The sequence below is a fragment of the Rhodococcus sp. NCIMB 12038 genome, assembly GCF_002165735.1.
Lineage (GTDB): Bacteria > Actinomycetota > Actinomycetes > Mycobacteriales > Mycobacteriaceae > Rhodococcus_F.
Map to the genome: position 1 here is coordinate 36,781 of NZ_NHML01000007.1, position 16,586 is coordinate 53,366.

Annotated in this window: 13 protein-coding genes; 8 read left to right on the forward strand and 5 right to left on the reverse strand. The window is 69.7% G+C overall.

The features are described from left to right. Positions 1 to 2: 2 nt before the first annotated feature. On the reverse strand, positions 3 to 563 hold the full coding sequence (locus CA951_RS12070) for a TetR/AcrR family transcriptional regulator (RefSeq protein WP_087557070.1): 561 nt from the start codon (positions 561 to 563) through the stop codon (positions 3 to 5). Between the two features lie 105 nt (positions 564 to 668). Between CA951_RS12070 and CA951_RS12075 the strand changes: the two genes are divergently transcribed. Continuing rightward, positions 669 to 2,111, forward strand: a complete 1,443-nt coding sequence (locus tag CA951_RS12075; RefSeq protein ID WP_087557071.1) for an FAD-dependent oxidoreductase — start codon at positions 669 to 671, stop codon at positions 2,109 to 2,111. Here CA951_RS12075 and pepN read toward each other — a convergent pair. From pepN to CA951_RS12095, 4 genes are read right to left on the reverse strand one after another with little or no spacing between them, the layout of a single operon-like run. Next, positions 2,101 to 4,611, reverse strand: a complete 2,511-nt coding sequence (gene pepN, locus CA951_RS12080) for an aminopeptidase N (RefSeq protein ID WP_087557072.1) — start codon at positions 4,609 to 4,611, stop codon at positions 2,101 to 2,103. The genes CA951_RS12075 and pepN overlap by 11 nt on opposite strands. Positions 4,612 to 4,648: 37 nt before the next feature. After that, positions 4,649 to 5,503: a DMT family transporter gene (locus tag CA951_RS12085; protein WP_087557073.1), complete on the reverse strand. Its 855-nt coding sequence runs from the start codon at positions 5,501 to 5,503 to the stop codon at positions 4,649 to 4,651. A 19-nt stretch (positions 5,504 to 5,522) separates the two neighbouring features. Then, on the reverse strand, positions 5,523 to 6,323 hold the full coding sequence (locus CA951_RS12090) for a crotonase/enoyl-CoA hydratase family protein (RefSeq protein WP_087557074.1): 801 nt from the start codon (positions 6,321 to 6,323) through the stop codon (positions 5,523 to 5,525). A 57-nt stretch (positions 6,324 to 6,380) separates the two neighbouring features. After that, complete coding sequence (locus CA951_RS12095) at positions 6,381 to 7,235, reverse strand: SDR family oxidoreductase (RefSeq protein ID WP_256973516.1); 855 nt, start codon at positions 7,233 to 7,235, stop codon at positions 6,381 to 6,383. Between the two features lie 91 nt (positions 7,236 to 7,326). On the opposite strand from CA951_RS12095, the gene CA951_RS12100 reads away from it, so the two are divergent. Genes CA951_RS12100 through CA951_RS12130 form a run of 7 tightly spaced genes read left to right on the forward strand, consistent with a single transcriptional unit; the run spans position 7,327 to position 16,543 of the window. Continuing rightward, positions 7,327 to 8,118, forward strand: coding sequence for a TIGR03084 family metal-binding protein (locus CA951_RS12100; protein WP_087557076.1), 792 nt, complete (start codon positions 7,327 to 7,329; stop codon positions 8,116 to 8,118). Continuing rightward, positions 8,115 to 9,821: an acyclic terpene utilization AtuA family protein gene (locus CA951_RS12105; protein ID WP_087557077.1), complete on the forward strand. Its 1,707-nt coding sequence runs from the start codon at positions 8,115 to 8,117 to the stop codon at positions 9,819 to 9,821. The genes CA951_RS12100 and CA951_RS12105 overlap by 4 nt, the downstream gene beginning before the upstream one ends. Continuing rightward, positions 9,818 to 10,966 carry an acyl-CoA dehydrogenase family protein gene (locus CA951_RS12110; protein WP_087557078.1) on the forward strand — a complete coding sequence of 383 codons (1,149 nt, stop codon included), beginning with the start codon at positions 9,818 to 9,820 and terminating at the stop codon, positions 10,964 to 10,966. Before CA951_RS12105 ends, CA951_RS12110 begins: the two co-directional genes overlap by 4 nt. Then, positions 10,963 to 12,561, forward strand: coding sequence for an acyl-CoA carboxylase subunit beta (locus tag CA951_RS12115; RefSeq protein ID WP_087557079.1), 1,599 nt, complete (start codon positions 10,963 to 10,965; stop codon positions 12,559 to 12,561). The genes CA951_RS12110 and CA951_RS12115 overlap by 4 nt, the downstream gene beginning before the upstream one ends. A 9-nt stretch (positions 12,562 to 12,570) precedes the next feature. Next, positions 12,571 to 14,586, forward strand: coding sequence for a biotin carboxylase N-terminal domain-containing protein (locus CA951_RS12120; protein ID WP_087557080.1), 2,016 nt, complete (start codon positions 12,571 to 12,573; stop codon positions 14,584 to 14,586). Continuing rightward, positions 14,583 to 15,743, forward strand: a complete 1,161-nt coding sequence (locus CA951_RS12125) for an acyl-CoA dehydrogenase family protein (RefSeq protein ID WP_087557081.1) — start codon at positions 14,583 to 14,585, stop codon at positions 15,741 to 15,743. The genes CA951_RS12120 and CA951_RS12125 overlap by 4 nt, the downstream gene beginning before the upstream one ends. Next, positions 15,743 to 16,543, forward strand: a complete 801-nt coding sequence (locus CA951_RS12130; protein ID WP_087557082.1) for an enoyl-CoA hydratase family protein — start codon at positions 15,743 to 15,745, stop codon at positions 16,541 to 16,543. Before CA951_RS12125 ends, CA951_RS12130 begins: the two co-directional genes overlap by 1 nt. The last annotated feature ends 43 nt before the right edge of the window (positions 16,544 to 16,586 follow it).

The following is a 16,586-nucleotide window of genomic DNA, read 5'->3' on the forward strand; positions in this document are numbered from 1 at the left end:
GGCTACTGCGGTTCCGTGGTGAGGTAGTACTCGAGCACGGGCCCCACCCACCGCATCAGCTGTTCGTGCGTCATGTCCGCGAGAGGCGGCACCCGAAGTACGTAGCGGGAGAAGGCGAGTCCGAGGACCTGCGACCCGACGAGGGCCGCGCGCTCGTCGGCGTGATCGGCCGCGACGGCTGCGAGCGCGGGCGCCACCTGGCGGGCGAAGACCTGCAACATCGCCTCGGCGGCCCGCGGGCTGCTGGCCGCCGCGCGGAGCAGGGGGAGGAACGCGCCGTCGTTCTCCCACACCGCGAAGAAGCGCGGCATCAGCACGGTCGCGAGTTCCTGCACCGGAACGTCGTGGAGATCGGGGAGGTGCAGGTCGAATTCGGCGGCCTCGGCGAACAGTGATTCCTTGTTGGTGAAGTACCGGACCACGAGTGCGGGGTCGACGCCGACGTCCGACGCGACGGCGCGCATCGTCGTGCGTTCGTAGCCGTTCGTGCCGAATCGGGCGCGGGCCGCGTCGAGGATCGCGGCGCGGGTGGCGACGGCGGAGCGGGCGCGGCGTTCGGGCATTCCCGAAGTGTAGTCAACAACTGTTGACCTGGCGCAGGGATGCGTCTACCGTCGAAGTCAACAGTTGTTGACTTGATGGGAATCCCTCGAGCGGAGGCGGGCGTCATGAAGCACATCGACGTGGTGGTGATCGGCGCGGGACCCACCGGATGCATGCTCGCGGCCGAGTTGGCGACGGCTGGCCGATCCGTGACGGTGCTCGACAAACGCGCCGCGCAGTCGACCCTCAGCCGCGCATTCGGCGTCCACGCCCGCACCCTCGAACTGCTCGACTCCCGCGGACTCGCCGACCGTCTCGTGGCCACCGGCGCCCCCTCGCCCGGTCTGAAGCTGTGGCGCGGCGCGGCGCTGAACCTCGGGCGCCTGCGCTCCCGCTTTCCGTACGTCCTCGTCACGCCGCAGCAGAACGTCGACGCCCTCCTCGAGGCGCACGCCCGGGAGCGCGGCGCCGACTTCGTCCGGGGATTCACGGTCACCGGGGTGGAGCAGGACGGGGACGGCGTCCGCGTGCACGGCCACGACGGATCGGGACGCGACGGCACGTTCCACGCGGCATATGCGGTCGGTGCGGACGGCGCGCACAGCGTCGTGCGGACGTTGATCGGGCAGCCGTTCCCAGGCAAGGCCGTGCTGCGGTCGATCATGCTCGCCGACGTCGAACTCGAGAACCCACCGGACAACCTCGTGACCGTCAATGCCGTCCGCGACGGATTCGCCTTCATCGCACCGTACGGCGACAACCTGTTTCGCGTGATCGCCTGGAACCGCAGGCATCAGGTGGACGACAGCGCCCCCGTGGACCGGGAGGAACTGCGCAGCACCATCCGGATCGCGATGGGCACGGACTACGGACTCGGCGCCGTGCGGTGGCAGTCGCGATTCCACAGCGACGAACGACAGGTCCCGCTGTACCGGACGGGCCGGGTGTTCCTCGCAGGCGATGCCGCCCACGTGCATTCACCGGCGGGCGGCCAGGGAATGAACACCGGCATTCAGGACGCGATGAATCTCGGCTGGAAACTCGCGGCCGTCCTGGGCGGCGCGGACGACACCGTGCTCGACACCTACCACTCCGAGCGGCACCCGGTGGGGCGGCTGGTGCTGCGGTCGAGCGGTGCCACGATGCGCATGATGACCGTGCGGCCATGGATTCTGCGGAAGCTCCGGAACGGCGCGGTGGCAGCGCTTCTCGGATTCCCGCCGATCGGCGACACGGTGGCGCGGATGTTCTCGGGCATCGGAATCGGCTACGACCATGACGCCGGCGAGAGCGCCCTGGTGGGCCGGCGCGCCGAAGACCTGCCCACCGACGCCGGCCGACTCTACGAGGTGCTGCGCTCGGGCGGGTTCGTCCTGGTCACCGAGCCGGGGGCGCCCGTTCCCGACGGCATTCACGCGGTGACCCGGACCGCGGACGGACCGGCACTGCTCGTCCGTCCCGACGGCTACATCGCGTGGGCGGGCGACAGTAGGTCGGGACTGTGGCGCGGCGCCCTGGAACGGTGGACCGCCCGCACCGCGGTCGGGGCCGGGCCGGTCAGCCCGTGACGTCCGGCCGGCTGTTGAACGCCTGCGCCCGCAGGTCCCGCGCGAGATGGTCCCGCTGCTCGAGCACCAACCGGTGCAGCGCGGCGGGCGCATCGGCGTTGGCGTCCCGCCATCCGTCGGCCGCGTCGAGGCTCGTGTCGGCGGGGAACAGCCCGACCACGATCCGCCGCGCGATCTCGATGCTGCGCGTCTCCCACACCGAGCGGATCGACGCGAAGTAGTCGGCGGCGTATCCCGCGACGAGGTCGTGCCGGGCGCCTGCGCGGAACCCGGCGATGATCGCGCCGAGGTGGTCGTTGGACAGGGTGCGGTCGTGGAAGATCGCGTCCCAGGCCTTCGCCTTCACGTCCGGGTCCGGTCGCGAGTACGTCGCCCGCAGGTACGCGGTGCGGCCGGAACCGGTGTCGTCGCGGCGCAGTTCACCGTCGAGGTCCGCCATGTCGGCGTGCCCGGTGGTGGCGAGCGCACCCCGGAACGCCCACCGCAGGTCCGGGTCGAGCGACAACCCGGCCGGCGCCTTCCCGTCGGTGTCGAGCAGCGACCGGATGTCGTCCGCGCGACTGTCGTCCACCTCGGCGGCGGCCGCGACCGCGCGTGCCCAGGCGAGTTGGCTCCCCGACGCAGGCGGGGCGTCCCACAACGCACGCCACGTGTGGTCGAGCCACCCGCGGCGAGCGGCGCCGCGCGCGGCCTCGGGCAGGTAGTGCTCGATCGCGTACGGGGCGTTGGCCAGCACGGAGGTGAGCAGGGTCAGGTGCGATTCCGCCGGGGAGAACCGCTGGGCCATCGACAGGTACCGCTGCGCGCCGAGTTCACTGTCGCGGGTCGTGTTCCACAGCGACGACCAGATCAGGCCGCGCGTCAGCGGGTCCCGCACCCGGTCGAGGGACTGCTCGACGGTGCTCAGTGATCTTTCGTCCAGCCGCACCTTGGCGTACGTCAGGTCGGCGTCGTTGAGCACCACCAGCGGTGCGTCGTCGACGTCGATCGGGGTGCGGACGTCCGCGAGGTCGACCTCGACCCGCTGCACGCACACCAGATCGCCGGCCGCGTCGAAGTCGTAGCGGCCCACGCCGAGCCGATGTGGGCGCGGATCGGTCTGCACGATCGTGGCTCCGCCGTCGGCGTCCCGTTCCAGGCTCAGCGCGGACACCCCGGTGGTCTGCAACCAGGCGCGCGCCCAGCTCGTCAGATCCCGGCCCGACGTCGCCGACAGTTCCGTCAGCAGATCCGTGAGGGTGGTGTTCCCGAACGCGTGGGCACGGAAGTAGCGGCGTGCTCCCTCGAAGAACGCGTCCCGCCCGGCGTACGCGACGAGTTGCTTGAGGACGCTGGCGCCCTTCGCGTACGTGATGCCGTCGAAGTTCAGTTTCGCGGCCTCGAGGTCGACGATGTCCGCGACGATCGGATGCGTCGTCGGCAACTGGTCCTGCAGGTACGCCCACGCCTTGCGGCGGTTGGCGAACGCCACCCACGCGTCGGTCCACCGGGTGGCCTCCGCGTTCGCCAGTGCGCCCATGTAGTCGGCGAACGATTCCTTGAGCCACAGGTCGTCCCACCACACCATCGTGACGAGGTCGCCGAACCACATGTGGGCCATCTCGTGCAGGATCGTGTTCGCCCGGCCCTCGTACTGGGAATCGGTGGCGGCCCCGCGGAACACGTACGCCTCGGTGAACGTCACGCAGCCCGGGTTCTCCATGGCCCCGAGGTTGTACTCGGGGACGAACACCTGGTCGTACTTGCCGAACGGATACGGGTAGTCGAAGCCCTCGGCGAAGAACCCCAGCCCCTGCCGGGTGATCTCGAAGATCGTGTCGGCGTCGAGATACTGCGCGAGCGACGCCCGGCAGAGGACGCCCAGCGGGATCGTGAGGTCGCCGCCGCTCCACTCCGAGTCCACCCGGTGGTACGGCCCGGCCACGACCGCGGTGATGTACGTGGAGATCGGCAGGGTCGGCGCGAACGTGACGACCTGCCCGCCAGCGGTGTCATCCCGCTCGGCGACCTGCTGGTTGGAGATCACCTCCCACTCCTGCGGCGCGGTGACGACGAACGTGAACGGCGCCTTCAGGTCCGGCTGCTCGAAGCACGGGAACACCCGCCGCGCGTCCGCCGGTTCGTACTGTGTGTAGAGGTACGTCCGGTCGTCGGCGGGGTCGAGGAACCGGTGCAGTCCCTCACCGGAACGGCTGTACTCGCCCCGGGCGGCGACGGTCACGACGTTCGACTCCCGCAGCCCGGTCAACGCGATGCGGGCGCCGTCGTAGTCGACGGGGACGCTCGCGCCGTTGACGGTCACCGACTCCACGCCGGCCCCGAGGAAGTCGAGCCAGGTCGTGGACCTGCTCGCGGTGAACTCGACCGTGGTCGTGGTCGCGAACGTCGCGACCTCCGGATCGACGGCGCCGAGGATGTCCAGTTCCACTCGATAGCCGAGAACCTCGATCGCGCGGGAACGTTCGGCGGTTTCGACTCGGGTCAGGTTCGCGGTGCTCACGGGTCGATCCTGCCAGCCGGGCCCGTCGTCCGTGCCGCTACCGGTTGCTCAGCACGGATCCGACGCCCGCCGCGACGACGAGCGCGATCGCGGCGAGCGACTGCAGTCCGAGGACCTGCCCGAGCACGATCACCCCGGCGAGGGTCGCGGCCGCGGGTTCCAGCGCGATGAGAACGGCGAACACCTTCTTGCTCATCACCTGCAGCGCCCGCAGTTCGAGCGAGTAGGGAATCACCGAGGACAGCAGGGCCACCGCCGCGCCGACGGCCAGGATCCGGGGGTCGAACAGTGCGGTGCCGCCCGATACCGCGCCGAGCGGAATCGTCAGCACCGCTGCGACGATGCTCGCCCCGGCCAGGCCGTCCGCGCTGGGTACCCTCGCGGCGAGGTGGGAGCCGGCGACGATGTAGCCGGCCCAGGCCGTACCGGCGACGAGTGCGAACCCCACCCCCACGAGGTCGAGAGACTCGGCGCCCGAGTTCTCGCGCAGACCGAGCAGAACCACGCCGATCAGCGCCGCGAGCACCCACACGCCGTCCTGCAGTCGCCGCGACAGCACGGCGGCGAGGGTGAGCGGACCCAGGAATTCGATGGTGACCGCGGTGCCGAGCGGGAGCCGCGCGAGGGCCTCGTAGAACGCCGAGTTCATCACGGCGAGTGCCAGTCCGAGTGCGAGAACGCCCTGCCGCTGCGAGGGTGTCCACCGTCGCCACCGTGGTCGCACGATCACCCCGAGGATGATCGCCGCGATCGTCAGGCGCAGGGACACGGCGCCGCCTGCGCCCACCGCGTCGAACAGGGTGCTCGCGAACGCGGCACCGAACTGGACGGACAGCACCGACCCGAGGACCGAGACGACGGGCAGGAGTTGACTGCGCGGCTCGGCTGTCACGGGTGTGCGCTGCCCGGGGTCACCGGCCGGTGAAGTTCGGAGTGCGGCGGTCGAGCATCGCGCCGACGGCCTCGTGATGGTCCGCGGTGTGGTGGGCGAGCGACTGCATGGCCGCCGACAGTTCGAGGAGGCTCTCGAGACTCTGGTGACGGCCCTCGCGCAGCAGTTTCTTGGTCATCCGCAGCACCTGCGGCGGGTTGACCGCCACCCGGTCGGCGAGCGCCCGCGCCGCGTCGAGGAGTTCCCCGGGTTCGACGACCTGCGAGACGAGTCCCCATTCGAGGGCTTTCGCCGCGTCGATCGCGTCGCCGGTGAAGGCCATCTCACTGGCCCGCGCCATCCCGACGGCCTGCGGCAGGAACCAGGCGCCGCCGTCGCCGGGAACCAGTCCGACCTTGACGAAGCTCTCGGCGAACACGGCGGCCGTCGAGGCTATCCGCATGTCGCACATCAGCGTCAGGTCGCAGCCGGCGCCGATCGCGGACCCGTTGACGGCGGCGATGGTCGGCACCTCGCAGTGGTAGAGAGCCAGCGGGATCCGCTGGATGCCGTGCCGGTAGCCCTGACGCAGGTCGGCGGGGGAGCCGCCGAACATTCCCGCGCGGTCGCGCATGTGCTTGACGTTGCCGCCGGAGGAGAACGCCGAGCCGGCACCGGTGACGATCGCGGCGCGCACACTGGGATCACCGTTGACGTCGGCCACCGCATTCTCGAGCGCCTCGATCACGTCCGGCTCGGAGATGGGATTGCGGGCCTCCGGGCGGTTGAGCGTCCAGGTGACGATGTCGCCTTCGCGGGTGGTGAGCACGGCGTCGGTCATGGACGACTCCCTCGGGTGTGAGCGCGGATTCGAGACCGTCCCAGTCTGTCATTGCGCTCAGATGCCGGTGCGCCGCACCAGTGCGTCGGTGGCGGACGGCGCGAACGTGCCGAGCAGCCGGAACAGTTCGGCGTAACCGGGGACCAGTTCGATCGGCCGGGTGCGCACAGCGGTGACGAACCATTCCGCGGCCTGCTCGGGAGTCAGTGCCGCCATCGCGTCGTAGTCCGTGGTGGGCACGATCATCGGCGTCCGGACCAACGGGAAGTCGAGGGTGGTCACCGAGATCCCGCGGTCGCGCAGTTCGGCGCCGAGGCTCCGGCCGAACGCGCCGACGGCCGCCTTGGACGCGTGGTAGGCGGAGAACTTGGGCATGACCCCGGCCGGCACACCCCACGTCGCGACGTTGATGACGTGCCCCTCGCCGCGCTCGAGCATCGACGGGAGCAACTTCAGGGTCAGCCGCGTCGAGCCGAAGTAGTTGACGGCCATGGTGCGTTCGAAGTCGTGGAATCGGTCCAGCGAGTCCTCCACGGTCCGCCGGATCGACCGTCCCGCGTTGTTGACCAGAACGTCGACCGGTCCGATCTCCCCGAGTACCCGTGCGACGAGGGCGTCGACGGACTCCGGGTCCGTGAGGTCGCACGGGACGGCGTGGGCGTCGCAACCCGATCGCAGGATGTCGTCGCGCACGGACTCCAGGGCGTCGGAGCCGCGGGCGACGAGGACGACCTCCGCGCCGAGGGTCGCGAGCCTGCGGGCCGCGGCCTCGCCGACCCCCGAGGAACCGCCGGTGACGAGGATCCGCTTCCCGGCGACGGTGTGGCCGGTTCCCGGGACCAGTCGGGCTGCCAGGGTGCGCGGGGTGGGGAGTGGGTTGAGCGCGGCCTGGGTGAGCATCTGTCGGATCACGTGACCAGGATGTCAGCTCGCCGAGCGAACCGCAGCCGAATAACAATCAATCGTGCTTGCTTTTTTATCGGGTCGGTGTGATGCTGGTCGCATGGCTGAACTGCAGAGGTTCATCGATGATCTGTGCGCCGAGAGCGACTCCCTGGACGCACTCGTCGCCGACCTCCCCGACACCCGCTGGGCCGATCCGACACCGGCCGAGGGCTGGACCATCGCCCACCAGATCGGGCATCTGCTGTGGACCGACGAGGCCGCCCTCCTCGCGATCACCGACCCCGACGGCTTCACCGCACAACTGACCGTCGCCGCCGCGAACCCCGGTGGATTCGTCGATGCCGGCGCCGCCGAACACGCCCGGCGTTCGCCCGCGGAACTCCTGGCGGCGTGGCGGTCGGCGCGGACTCGGCTCGCGGAGGCACTCCTGGCGGTGCCGCCCGGGCAGAAGATCCTCTGGTACGGCCCGCCGATGAAGGCGGCGTCGATGGCCACCGCCCGGCTGATGGAAACCTGGGCGCACGGCCAGGACGTCGCCGACGCACTCGGAGTGCCCCGCAAACCCACCGAACGGTTGAAGAGCATCGCCCACCTCGGCGTACGCACCCGCGACTTCGCCTACGCCGTCAACGAACTCGCCCCGCCCGCCGAGGAATTCCGCGTCGAACTCACCGCCCCCGACGGAGTGTCCGTCTGGACGTGGGGTCCCGAGGACGCCGCGCAGAAGGTCACCGGACCCGCGGAAGACTTCTGCCTCCTCGTCACCCAGCGCGCGAACCGTGCCGACCTCGCCCTCGAAGCCACCGGCGCGGACGCCGACGCGTGGCTGAACATCGCGCAGGCCTTCGCGGGCCCGGCGGGCGGCGGCCGCGAGGCGGGAACCCGATGACCGTGCGGATCGGCAACTGCTCCGGCTTCTACGGCGACCGCCTGTCGGCGATGCGCGAGATGCTCGAGGGCGGCGAACTCGACTACCTGACCGGCGACTACCTCGCCGAACTGACCATGCTGATCCTCGGCCGCGATCGCATGAAGGACCCGAACCGCGGTTACGCCAAGACATTCCTCCGTCAGGCGGAGGACTGCCTCGGGCTCGCCCTGGACCGTGGTGTGCGCATCGTCGCGAACGCGGGCGGGCTCAACCCGGCCGGTCTCGCGGACGCGTTGCGGGAGGTGAACGACAAGCTGGGGCTGCAGGCGAAGATCGCCCACGTCGAAGGCGACGACCTGATCGGCAGGGCAGCCGAACTGGGGCTGGGCAGCCCGCTCACCGCCAACGCCTACCTCGGCGCGTGGGGCATCGTCCGCTGCCTGGACGCAGGCGCCGACGTGGTCGTCACCGGACGCGTCACCGACGCGTCCGTGATCGTGGGCCCGGCGGCCGCGCACTTCGGCTGGCAGCGAGACGATGTCGATCAGCTCGCCGGCGCCGTGGTCGCGGGACACGTCATCGAGTGCGGCACCCAGGCGACGGGCGGCAACTACGCGTTCTTCACCGAGATCGACGACCTCGACCGTCCCGGGTTCCCGATCGCCGAGATCGACTCGGACGGATCGTCCGTCATCACCAAGCATCCCGGCACGGGCGGCGCCGTGACCGTCGGCACCGTCACAGCGCAGTTGCTGTACGAGATCACCGGCGGCCGGTACGCCGGACCCGACGTGACCGCGCGGATCGACACCGCAGCGTTGTCGCAGGACGGCCCGGACCGGGTGCGGATCAGCGGCGTCACCGGGGAGGCGCCGCCGCCCCAGCTCAAGGTGTCGCTGAACACTCTCGCCGGTTTCCGCAACGAGGCCGTGTTCGTGCTCACCGGTCTCGACATCGAGGCCAAGGCGGCACTGGTGAAGCGGCAACTCGAAGGCTGGCTGCCCACCCGGCCCGCCGAGCTCGACTGGTCGCTCGCCCGCACCGATCACCCGGACGCCGACACCGAGGAGGGGGCCAGCGCGCTGCTGCGCTGCGTGGTCCGGGACCCCGACGCGAACGCGGTCGGTCGCGGATTCTCCTCGGTCGCAGTCGAAATGGCGCTCGCCAGCTATCCCGGATTCACGCTGACGGCGCCACCCGGGCAGGGGCAGCCCTACGGCGTGTTCACCCCCGGCTACGTGTACGCCAAGGAGGTGCCGCACGTCGCGGTGCTACCCGACGGCACCCGCGTCGACATCGAACCCGCCACCGACGTCCGGGAACTCGCGGATCTGGACGAGCCCGCGCTCCCGGAGCCGCGGGCGGCGGAACCCACGGTCCGGGTCGCGCTCGGCAGCATCGCCGGGGCGCGCAGCGGCGACAAGGGCGGTAACGCGAACGTCGGCGTGTGGGTGCGCACCGACGAGCAGTGGCGATGGCTGGTCCATGCGCTGACCGTCGACGAAGTGAAGCGCCTGCTCCCCGAGGCCGCCGATCTCACCGTCACGAGGTACGTGCTGCCGCAACTGCGCGCCGTCAACTTCGTGATCGAGGGAATCCTCGGGCAGGGCGTCGCGTCCCAGGCCCGGTTCGACCCGCAGGCCAAGGGACTCGGCGAATGGCTCAGATCCCGGCACCTCGACATACCGAAAGCACTCCTCCCCGAAGGGACAACGTTGTGAGCGTGTGGGACACACCGGAGCGGCAGGAGCTGCGCAAGACGGTGCGCAGCTTCGTCGAACGGCAGATATTGCCCAACCTGGACGAGTGGGAACGCGACGGCGAACTGCCCCGCACTCTCCACCGTGAGGCCGCCGAACTGGGACTGCTCGGCGCGGGCTTCCCCGAATCCGTCGGCGGCGAGGGCGGCGACCTCGTCGACGCGGTCCTGATCTGCGAGGAATTCCACCAGGCGGGTGCGTCGGGTGGCGTGTTCGCGTCGCTGTTCACGTCGGGAATCGCGTTGCCGCACCTCGCCGCCGCGGGCGATCCCGAGCAGATCGAGAAGTGGGTTCGGCCCACCCTGCGCGGCGAACTCATCGGCTCGCTCGCCATCACCGAACCCGGCGGCGGTTCCGATGTCGGGCACCTGCGGACCACCGCGGTCCGCGACGGCGACCACTTCGTCGTCAACGGGTCCAAGACGTTCATCACGTCCGCCGTCCGCGCCGACTTCGTGGTCACCGCCGTGCGCACCGGCGGCCCCGGCGCGGCCGGGGTCTCCCTGCTCGTGATCGAAAAGGGCACACCCGGATTCGAGGTGGCACGCAAACTCGACAAGATGGGCTGGCGCGCGTCGGACACGGCCGAACTGTCGTTCGCCGACGCACGGGTGCCCGCGGCCAACCTGGTCGGCGTGGAGAACAGCGGGTTCGCGCAGATCGCGCAGGCCTTCCTCACCGAGCGCATCGCCCTCGCCGCGCAGGCCTATGCGAGCGCGCAGCGGTGCCTCGACCTCACGCTGGCGTGGGTGCGCGACCGGGAGACGTTCGGCCGCCCGCTGATCAGCAGGCAGTCGGTGCAGAACACGGTCACCGAGATGGCCCGCAGAACGGACGTGGCCCGCGTCTACACGAGGGCGCTGGTGGAGCGGTCGCTCGTGTCGAACGAGGACTTCATCGCCGAGGTCTGTTTCGCGAAGAACACCGCCGTCGAGGCGGGCGAATGGGTGGCCAACCAGGCCGTCCAGCTGTTCGGCGGACTCGGCTACATGCGCGAGAGCGAAGTGGAACGGCAGTACCGCGACATGCGCATCCTCGGGATCGGCGGCGGCACCACCGAGATCCTGACGGGGCTCGCGGCCAAGCGATTGGGGTATCAGTCATGACCACGTTGAAATCCGCCCTGGACACCGGTTCGGAGGAGTACGCCGCGGCGGCCCGGACCATGACGGAGAAGCTCGCCGAGATCGAGACCGAGCACGCCAAGGCGCTCGCGGGCGGCGGCGAGAAGTACACCGAGCGGCACAAGAAGCGCGGCAAACTCCTCGCCAGGGAGCGCATCGAACTGCTCCTCGACCCGGACTCGCCGTTCCTCGAACTGTGCCCGCTCGCGGCGTGGGGCAGCGACTTCCCGGTCGGCGCCAGCACCGTGGTGGGCATCGGCGTCGTGGAAGGCGTCGAATGCCTGATCGTCGCCAACGACCCGACGGTCCGCGGCGGCACCAGCAACCCGTGGACGCTGCGGAAAGGGTTCCGCGCCAACGACATCGCCCGGCAGAACCGGCTCCCCGTCATCTCCCTCGTGGAATCCGGCGGCGCCGACCTTCCCACACAGAAGGAAGTCTTCATTCCCGGCGGCCGCATGTTCCGCGACCTCACCCAACTGTCCGCGGCGGGCATCCCGACCATCGCCCTCGTTTTCGGCAATTCCACGGCCGGCGGCGCCTACATCCCCGGCATGTCCGATCACGTCGTCATGATCAAGGAACGGTCCAAGGTGTTCCTCGCCGGGCCGCCGCTGGTCAAGATGGCCACCGGGGAGGAATCCGACGACGAAACCCTGGGCGGCGCCGAGATGCACGCCCGCAAGTCCGGTCTCGCCGACTACTTCGCCGTCGACGAGCAGGACGCCATCCGGATCGGGCGCAGCATCGTCAAACGCCTGAACTGGAAGAAGCAGGGTCCGGCGCCCCGCGTGGAGGTCATCGAACCGCTCGAGGATCCCGAGGAACTGTTGGGCATCGTCCCCGCCGACCTCAAGATCCCGTTCGACCCCCGCGAGGTCATCGCCCGCATCGTCGACGGCTCCGACTTCGACGAGTTCAAGCCGATGTACGGATCGTCCCTCGTCACCGGCTGGGCCGAACTGCACGGATACCCGGTGGGCATCCTCGCCAATGCGCGCGGCGTGCTGTTCAGCGAGGAATCGCAGAAGGCCACCCAGTTCATCCAGCTGGCCAACCGTTCGAACACCCCACTGCTGTTCCTGCACAACACGACCGGCTACATGGTCGGCAAGGAGTACGAGGAAGGCGGGATGATCAAGCACGGGTCGATGATGATCAACGCCGTCTCCAACTCCACCGTCCCGCACATCTCGATCCTGCTCGGCGCGTCGTACGGCGCCGGCCACTACGGCATGTGCGGACGCGCGTTCGACCCCCGATTCCTGTTCGCCTGGCCGAGTTCCAAATCCGCCGTCATGGGCGGCGCGCAACTGGCCGGGGTCATCTCCATTGTCAGCCGGGCCTCCGCCGAGGCGCGGGGGCAGGCGTTCGACGAAGAAGCCGACGCCGGGATGCGCGCGATGATCGAAAACCAGATCGAGGCCGAATCGGTGCCGATGTTCCTGTCCGGTCGCCTCTACGACGACGGCGTCATCGACCCGCGCGACACCCGCACCGTGGTGGGAATGTGCCTGTCGGCCATTGCCAACGCCCCGATCGAAGGCGCCGAGAACTTCGGCGTCTTCCGGATGTGAGGCACGAACATGATCCAGTCCGTACTGGTCGCCAACCGCGGCGAGATCGCCCGCCGCATCTTCGCCACCTGCCGACGCTCAGGCATCGGGACCGTTGCGGTGTTCTCGGACGCCGACGCACTCAGTCCGCACGTCACCGAGGCCGACGCCGCGGTCCGGTTGCCGGGCAACAGTCCCGCCGACACCTACCTGCGCGGTGACCTCGTCATCGAGGCGGCGCTTCTCGCCGGTGCCGACGCCATCCACCCGGGCTACGGGTTCCTGTCCGAGAACGCGGAATTCGCGCGCGCCGTCCACGCTGCGGGCCTGACGTGGATCGGACCGCCCGCGCCTGCCATCGAGATGATGGGTTCCAAGGTCGAGTCCAAGAAGTTGATGGCCGCCGCCGGGGTCCCGGTGCTCGCCGAACTCGATCCGGACGCCGTCACCGCAGCCGATCTGCCGGTGCTCGTCAAGGCATCCGCGGGCGGCGGCGGACGCGGCATGCGCGTGGTGCGTGAACTCGCGGACCTTCCGGAACAGCTGGAAGGCGCGCGGCGCGAAGCGCAATCGGCGTTCGGTGACCCGACCGTGTTCTGCGAGCGTTACCTCGAGACGGGCAGGCACATCGAGGTCCAGGTGATGGCCGACCGGCACGGAACGGTGTGGGCGGTCGGGGAGCGTGAGTGCTCCATCCAGCGCCGGCACCAGAAGGTGGTGGAGGAGGCGCCGTCGCCGCTGGTCGAGGCCGTCCCCGGAATGCGAGAGCGGCTGTTCGAGGCCGCCCGGCTCGCGGCGAAGGCCATCGACTACGAGGGGGCGGGGACGGTCGAGTTCCTGGCGACCGGTCGAGCGGAGCGAGGGGAAGACGACACCGGAGGAGATCGCGGGGACTTCTTCTTTCTGGAGATGAACACCCGCCTGCAGGTGGAGCACCCGGTCACCGAATGCACCACCGGCCTCGACCTCGTGGACCTGCAACTGCAGGTGGCGTCGGGTCTGGCACTCGACGCGGACTCGCCCGCCGTGTCCGGTCATTCCATCGAGGTCCGGTTGTACGCCGAGGATCCCGCGCAGAACTGGCAGCCGCAGAGCGGACCGGTCCACCGCCTGGCGTTGCCGGGCAGTGCGGTCGAATTCGACGTTCTCCGCACACCGGGCATCCGCCTCGACTCCGGGGTGGTCGACGGGTCCACCGTCGGCGTGCACTACGACCCGATGCTGGCGAAGGTCATCTCGTTCGCGCCCACCCGGACCCAGGCGGCGACCAGGCTGGCGACCGCGCTGGGCCGCGCGCAGATCCACGGTCTGCGCACCAACCGCGACCTCCTGGTCAACGTGCTCCGCCACCCGGCGTTCCTCGCGGGCGACACGGATACCGCCTTCTTCGACACCCACGGGCTGGACGTGCTCGCGCAGCCGCTGGCGTCGGCGGAGACCGAGCGACTGTCGGCGCTGGCCGCCGCCCTCGCCGAGGCCGCGCACAACCGTGACGTCGCGACGGTCGATGCGACGCTCCCCAGCGGGTGGCGGAACCTGGCGTCCGCGCCGCAGTGCAAGACGTTCACCGGTACCGGCGGCGACGTCGAGATCCGGTACCTGCTCACCCGGTACGGGCTGAAGGCGGAGGGGTTCGACGACGTCTCGCTCGTGTCGGCGACGGCACGGCACGTCGCACTGGATGTGGCGGGGCTGCGCCGATCGTTCGAGGTGTCCCGCTACGGGGACGACGTCTTCGTCGACTCCGCCCTGGGGCCGGTGAGCCTGCATGCCGCACCGCGATTCACCGATCCGAGTGCCGTTGTCGCCGAGGGGTCGCTGCTCGCGCCGATGCCGGGTTCCGTCATCCGCGTCGGCGGCGCGGTCGGTGATGCGGTGACCGCCGGTCAACCGATCGTCTGGCTCGAGGCGATGAAGATGGAACACACGATCAAGGCGCCGGCGTCCGGTGTCCTCACCGGACTTTCCGTGACCGTCGGCACGCAGGTCGACGTGGGAACGGTCCTGGCAGTCGTCGAATCAGCGCAGGCAGAGGGAGAATCATGAGCTTCATCGAGACAGAAGAACAGAAGGAACTCCGCGCGTCCGTGTCGAGGCTCGGGGAGCGCTTCAACTACGTCGACTACGTGCTGCCGCGGGCGCGGCGCGGCGAACCGCTCACCGAATTGTGGAACGAGGCGGGCAAACTCGGCTTCCTCGGCGTCAACCTCCCCGAGGAATTCGGGGGCGGCGGCGCGGGCATCTACGAATTGGCGCTCGTCCAGGAGGAACTCGCCGCCCACGGCGCGGGACTCCTGCTGGTGGTCGTCTCGCCTGCCATCTGCGGCACCATCATCGGCAAGTACGGCACGGCGGACCAGAAGCAGAAATGGCTCCCCGGTCTCGCCGACGGCTCGAAGATCATGGCGTTCGGCATCACGGAGGCCGACGCGGGGTCCAACTCGCATCAGATCTCGACCACCGCGAGGCGAGACGGTGAGGACTGGCTGCTGTCGGGGAACAAGATTTACATCTCCGGTGTCGACCAGGCCGGCGCCGTGCTGATCGTCGCGCGCACCGAGGACTCCAAGACCGGCAAGCTGAAGCCCGCGCTGTTCATCGTCCCCACCGACGCCGAGAATTTCGTGAAGACGCCGATGGAGATGGACATCGTCGAGCCCGATCACCAGTTCATGCTGTTCCTCGACGACGTCCGGCTGCCCGCCGACGCGCTCGTCGGCGAGGCCGACGCGGCCCTGATGCAGCTGTTCGCGGGACTCAACCCCGAACGCATCCTCGGCGCGTCGATGGCGATCGGCATGGGCCGCTACGCGCTGGACGCCGCGGTGCGGTTCGCGAAGGAGCGCACGGTGTGGAAGGAGCCGATCGGCGCGCATCAGGGCATCTCGCATCCGCTGGCGCAGATCAAGATCGAACTCGAACTGGCCAAGCTGATGATGCAGAAGGCCGCGGTCCTCTACGACAGCGGCGACGACTTCGGCGCGGCCGAGGCCGCGAACATGGCCAAGTACGCCGCGGCGGAGGCCAGCATCAAGGCGCTCGACCAGGCCGTCCAGACTCACGGCGGCGCCGGCCTGACCAAGGAATACGGTCTCGCGGCGATGCTCGGCGCGGCACGCATCGCCCGTGTCGCCCCGGTGAGCCGGGAAATGATCCTGAACTTCGTCTCCCAGCACTCGCTGGGATTGCCGAAGTCGTACTGATGTCGAACGGACAGCACATGACCGACGTGGAAGCCGACCGGTACGTCCGGTACGAGGTGGATCGAGGGTTTGCCACCCTCACCCTCGATTCGCCCCACAACAGGAACGCGATCTCCGGCAGGCTCGTGGACGAACTGCTCCAGGGATTGCGGGACGCCGCCGCGGACAACGACGTCCGCGGCGTCGTCCTCACCCACACCGGCGGCACGTTCTGCGCCGGGGCGGATCTGAGCGAGACGTCCGGCGACGTCGGCTCGCGCACCCGGCAGATGGCCGAACTGCTGCGCGCCATCGTCGAGCTGCCGAAACCGGTGATCGCCCGGATCGACGGTCACGTCCGGGCCGGGGGCATGGGGCTGGTCGGGGCGTGCGACCTCGCCGTCGCCGGGCCGCGCAGCACGTTCGCGCTGACCGAGGTCCGGCTCGGGCTTGCCGCGTCGATCATCTCGTTGACGGTGCTGCCCCGCATCGATTCGCGCGCCGCGAGCCGCTACCTGCTCACGGGCGAGAAGTTCGGCGCCCACGAGGCGGAGGCGATCGGGCTGATCAGTGAGTCCGCCGAGGACCCCGCGGACACCGTCGAGGAATTGCTGGACCAGTTGCGGCAGGCGTCGCCGCAGGGTCTGGCCGAATCGAAGACGCTGACGACCCGCGGTGTGCTCGCCGACTTCGACCGTTACACCGACGAGCTGACCGCCCAGTCGGCGAGGCTGTTCGAATCCGAGGAGGCGCGGGAAGGCATGATGGCGTTTCTGCAGAAGCGGCCGCCGAGATGGGCCTCCGGCCCCGTGCGTGGTTGACGAGTCTCAGGACTCGACAGTCACGCACGGGCGCGCAGCGCCA

Bases quoted from the DNA above. Each gene is read 5' to 3' on its own strand.
- CA951_RS12130 (WP_087557082.1), top strand. From the start codon at position 15,743: ATGTCGAACGGACAGCACATGACCGACGTGGAAGCCGACCGGTACGTC.
- CA951_RS12120 (WP_087557080.1), top strand. From the start codon at position 12,571: ATGATCCAGTCCGTACTGGTCGCCAACCGCGGCGAGATCGCCCGCCGC.
- CA951_RS12105 (WP_087557077.1), top strand. From the start codon at position 8,115: ATGACCGTGCGGATCGGCAACTGCTCCGGCTTCTACGGCGACCGCCTG.
- CA951_RS12115 (WP_087557079.1), top strand. From the start codon at position 10,963: ATGACCACGTTGAAATCCGCCCTGGACACCGGTTCGGAGGAGTACGCC.
- CA951_RS12075 (WP_087557071.1), top strand. From the start codon at position 669: ATGAAGCACATCGACGTGGTGGTGATCGGCGCGGGACCCACCGGATGC.
- CA951_RS12100 (WP_087557076.1), top strand. From the start codon at position 7,327: ATGGCTGAACTGCAGAGGTTCATCGATGATCTGTGCGCCGAGAGCGAC.
- CA951_RS12090 (WP_087557074.1), bottom strand. From the start codon at position 6,323: ATGACCGACGCCGTGCTCACCACCCGCGAAGGCGACATCGTCACCTGG.
- CA951_RS12070 (WP_087557070.1), bottom strand. From the start codon at position 563: ATGCCCGAACGCCGCGCCCGCTCCGCCGTCGCCACCCGCGCCGCGATC.
- CA951_RS12125 (WP_087557081.1), top strand. From the start codon at position 14,583: ATGAGCTTCATCGAGACAGAAGAACAGAAGGAACTCCGCGCGTCCGTG.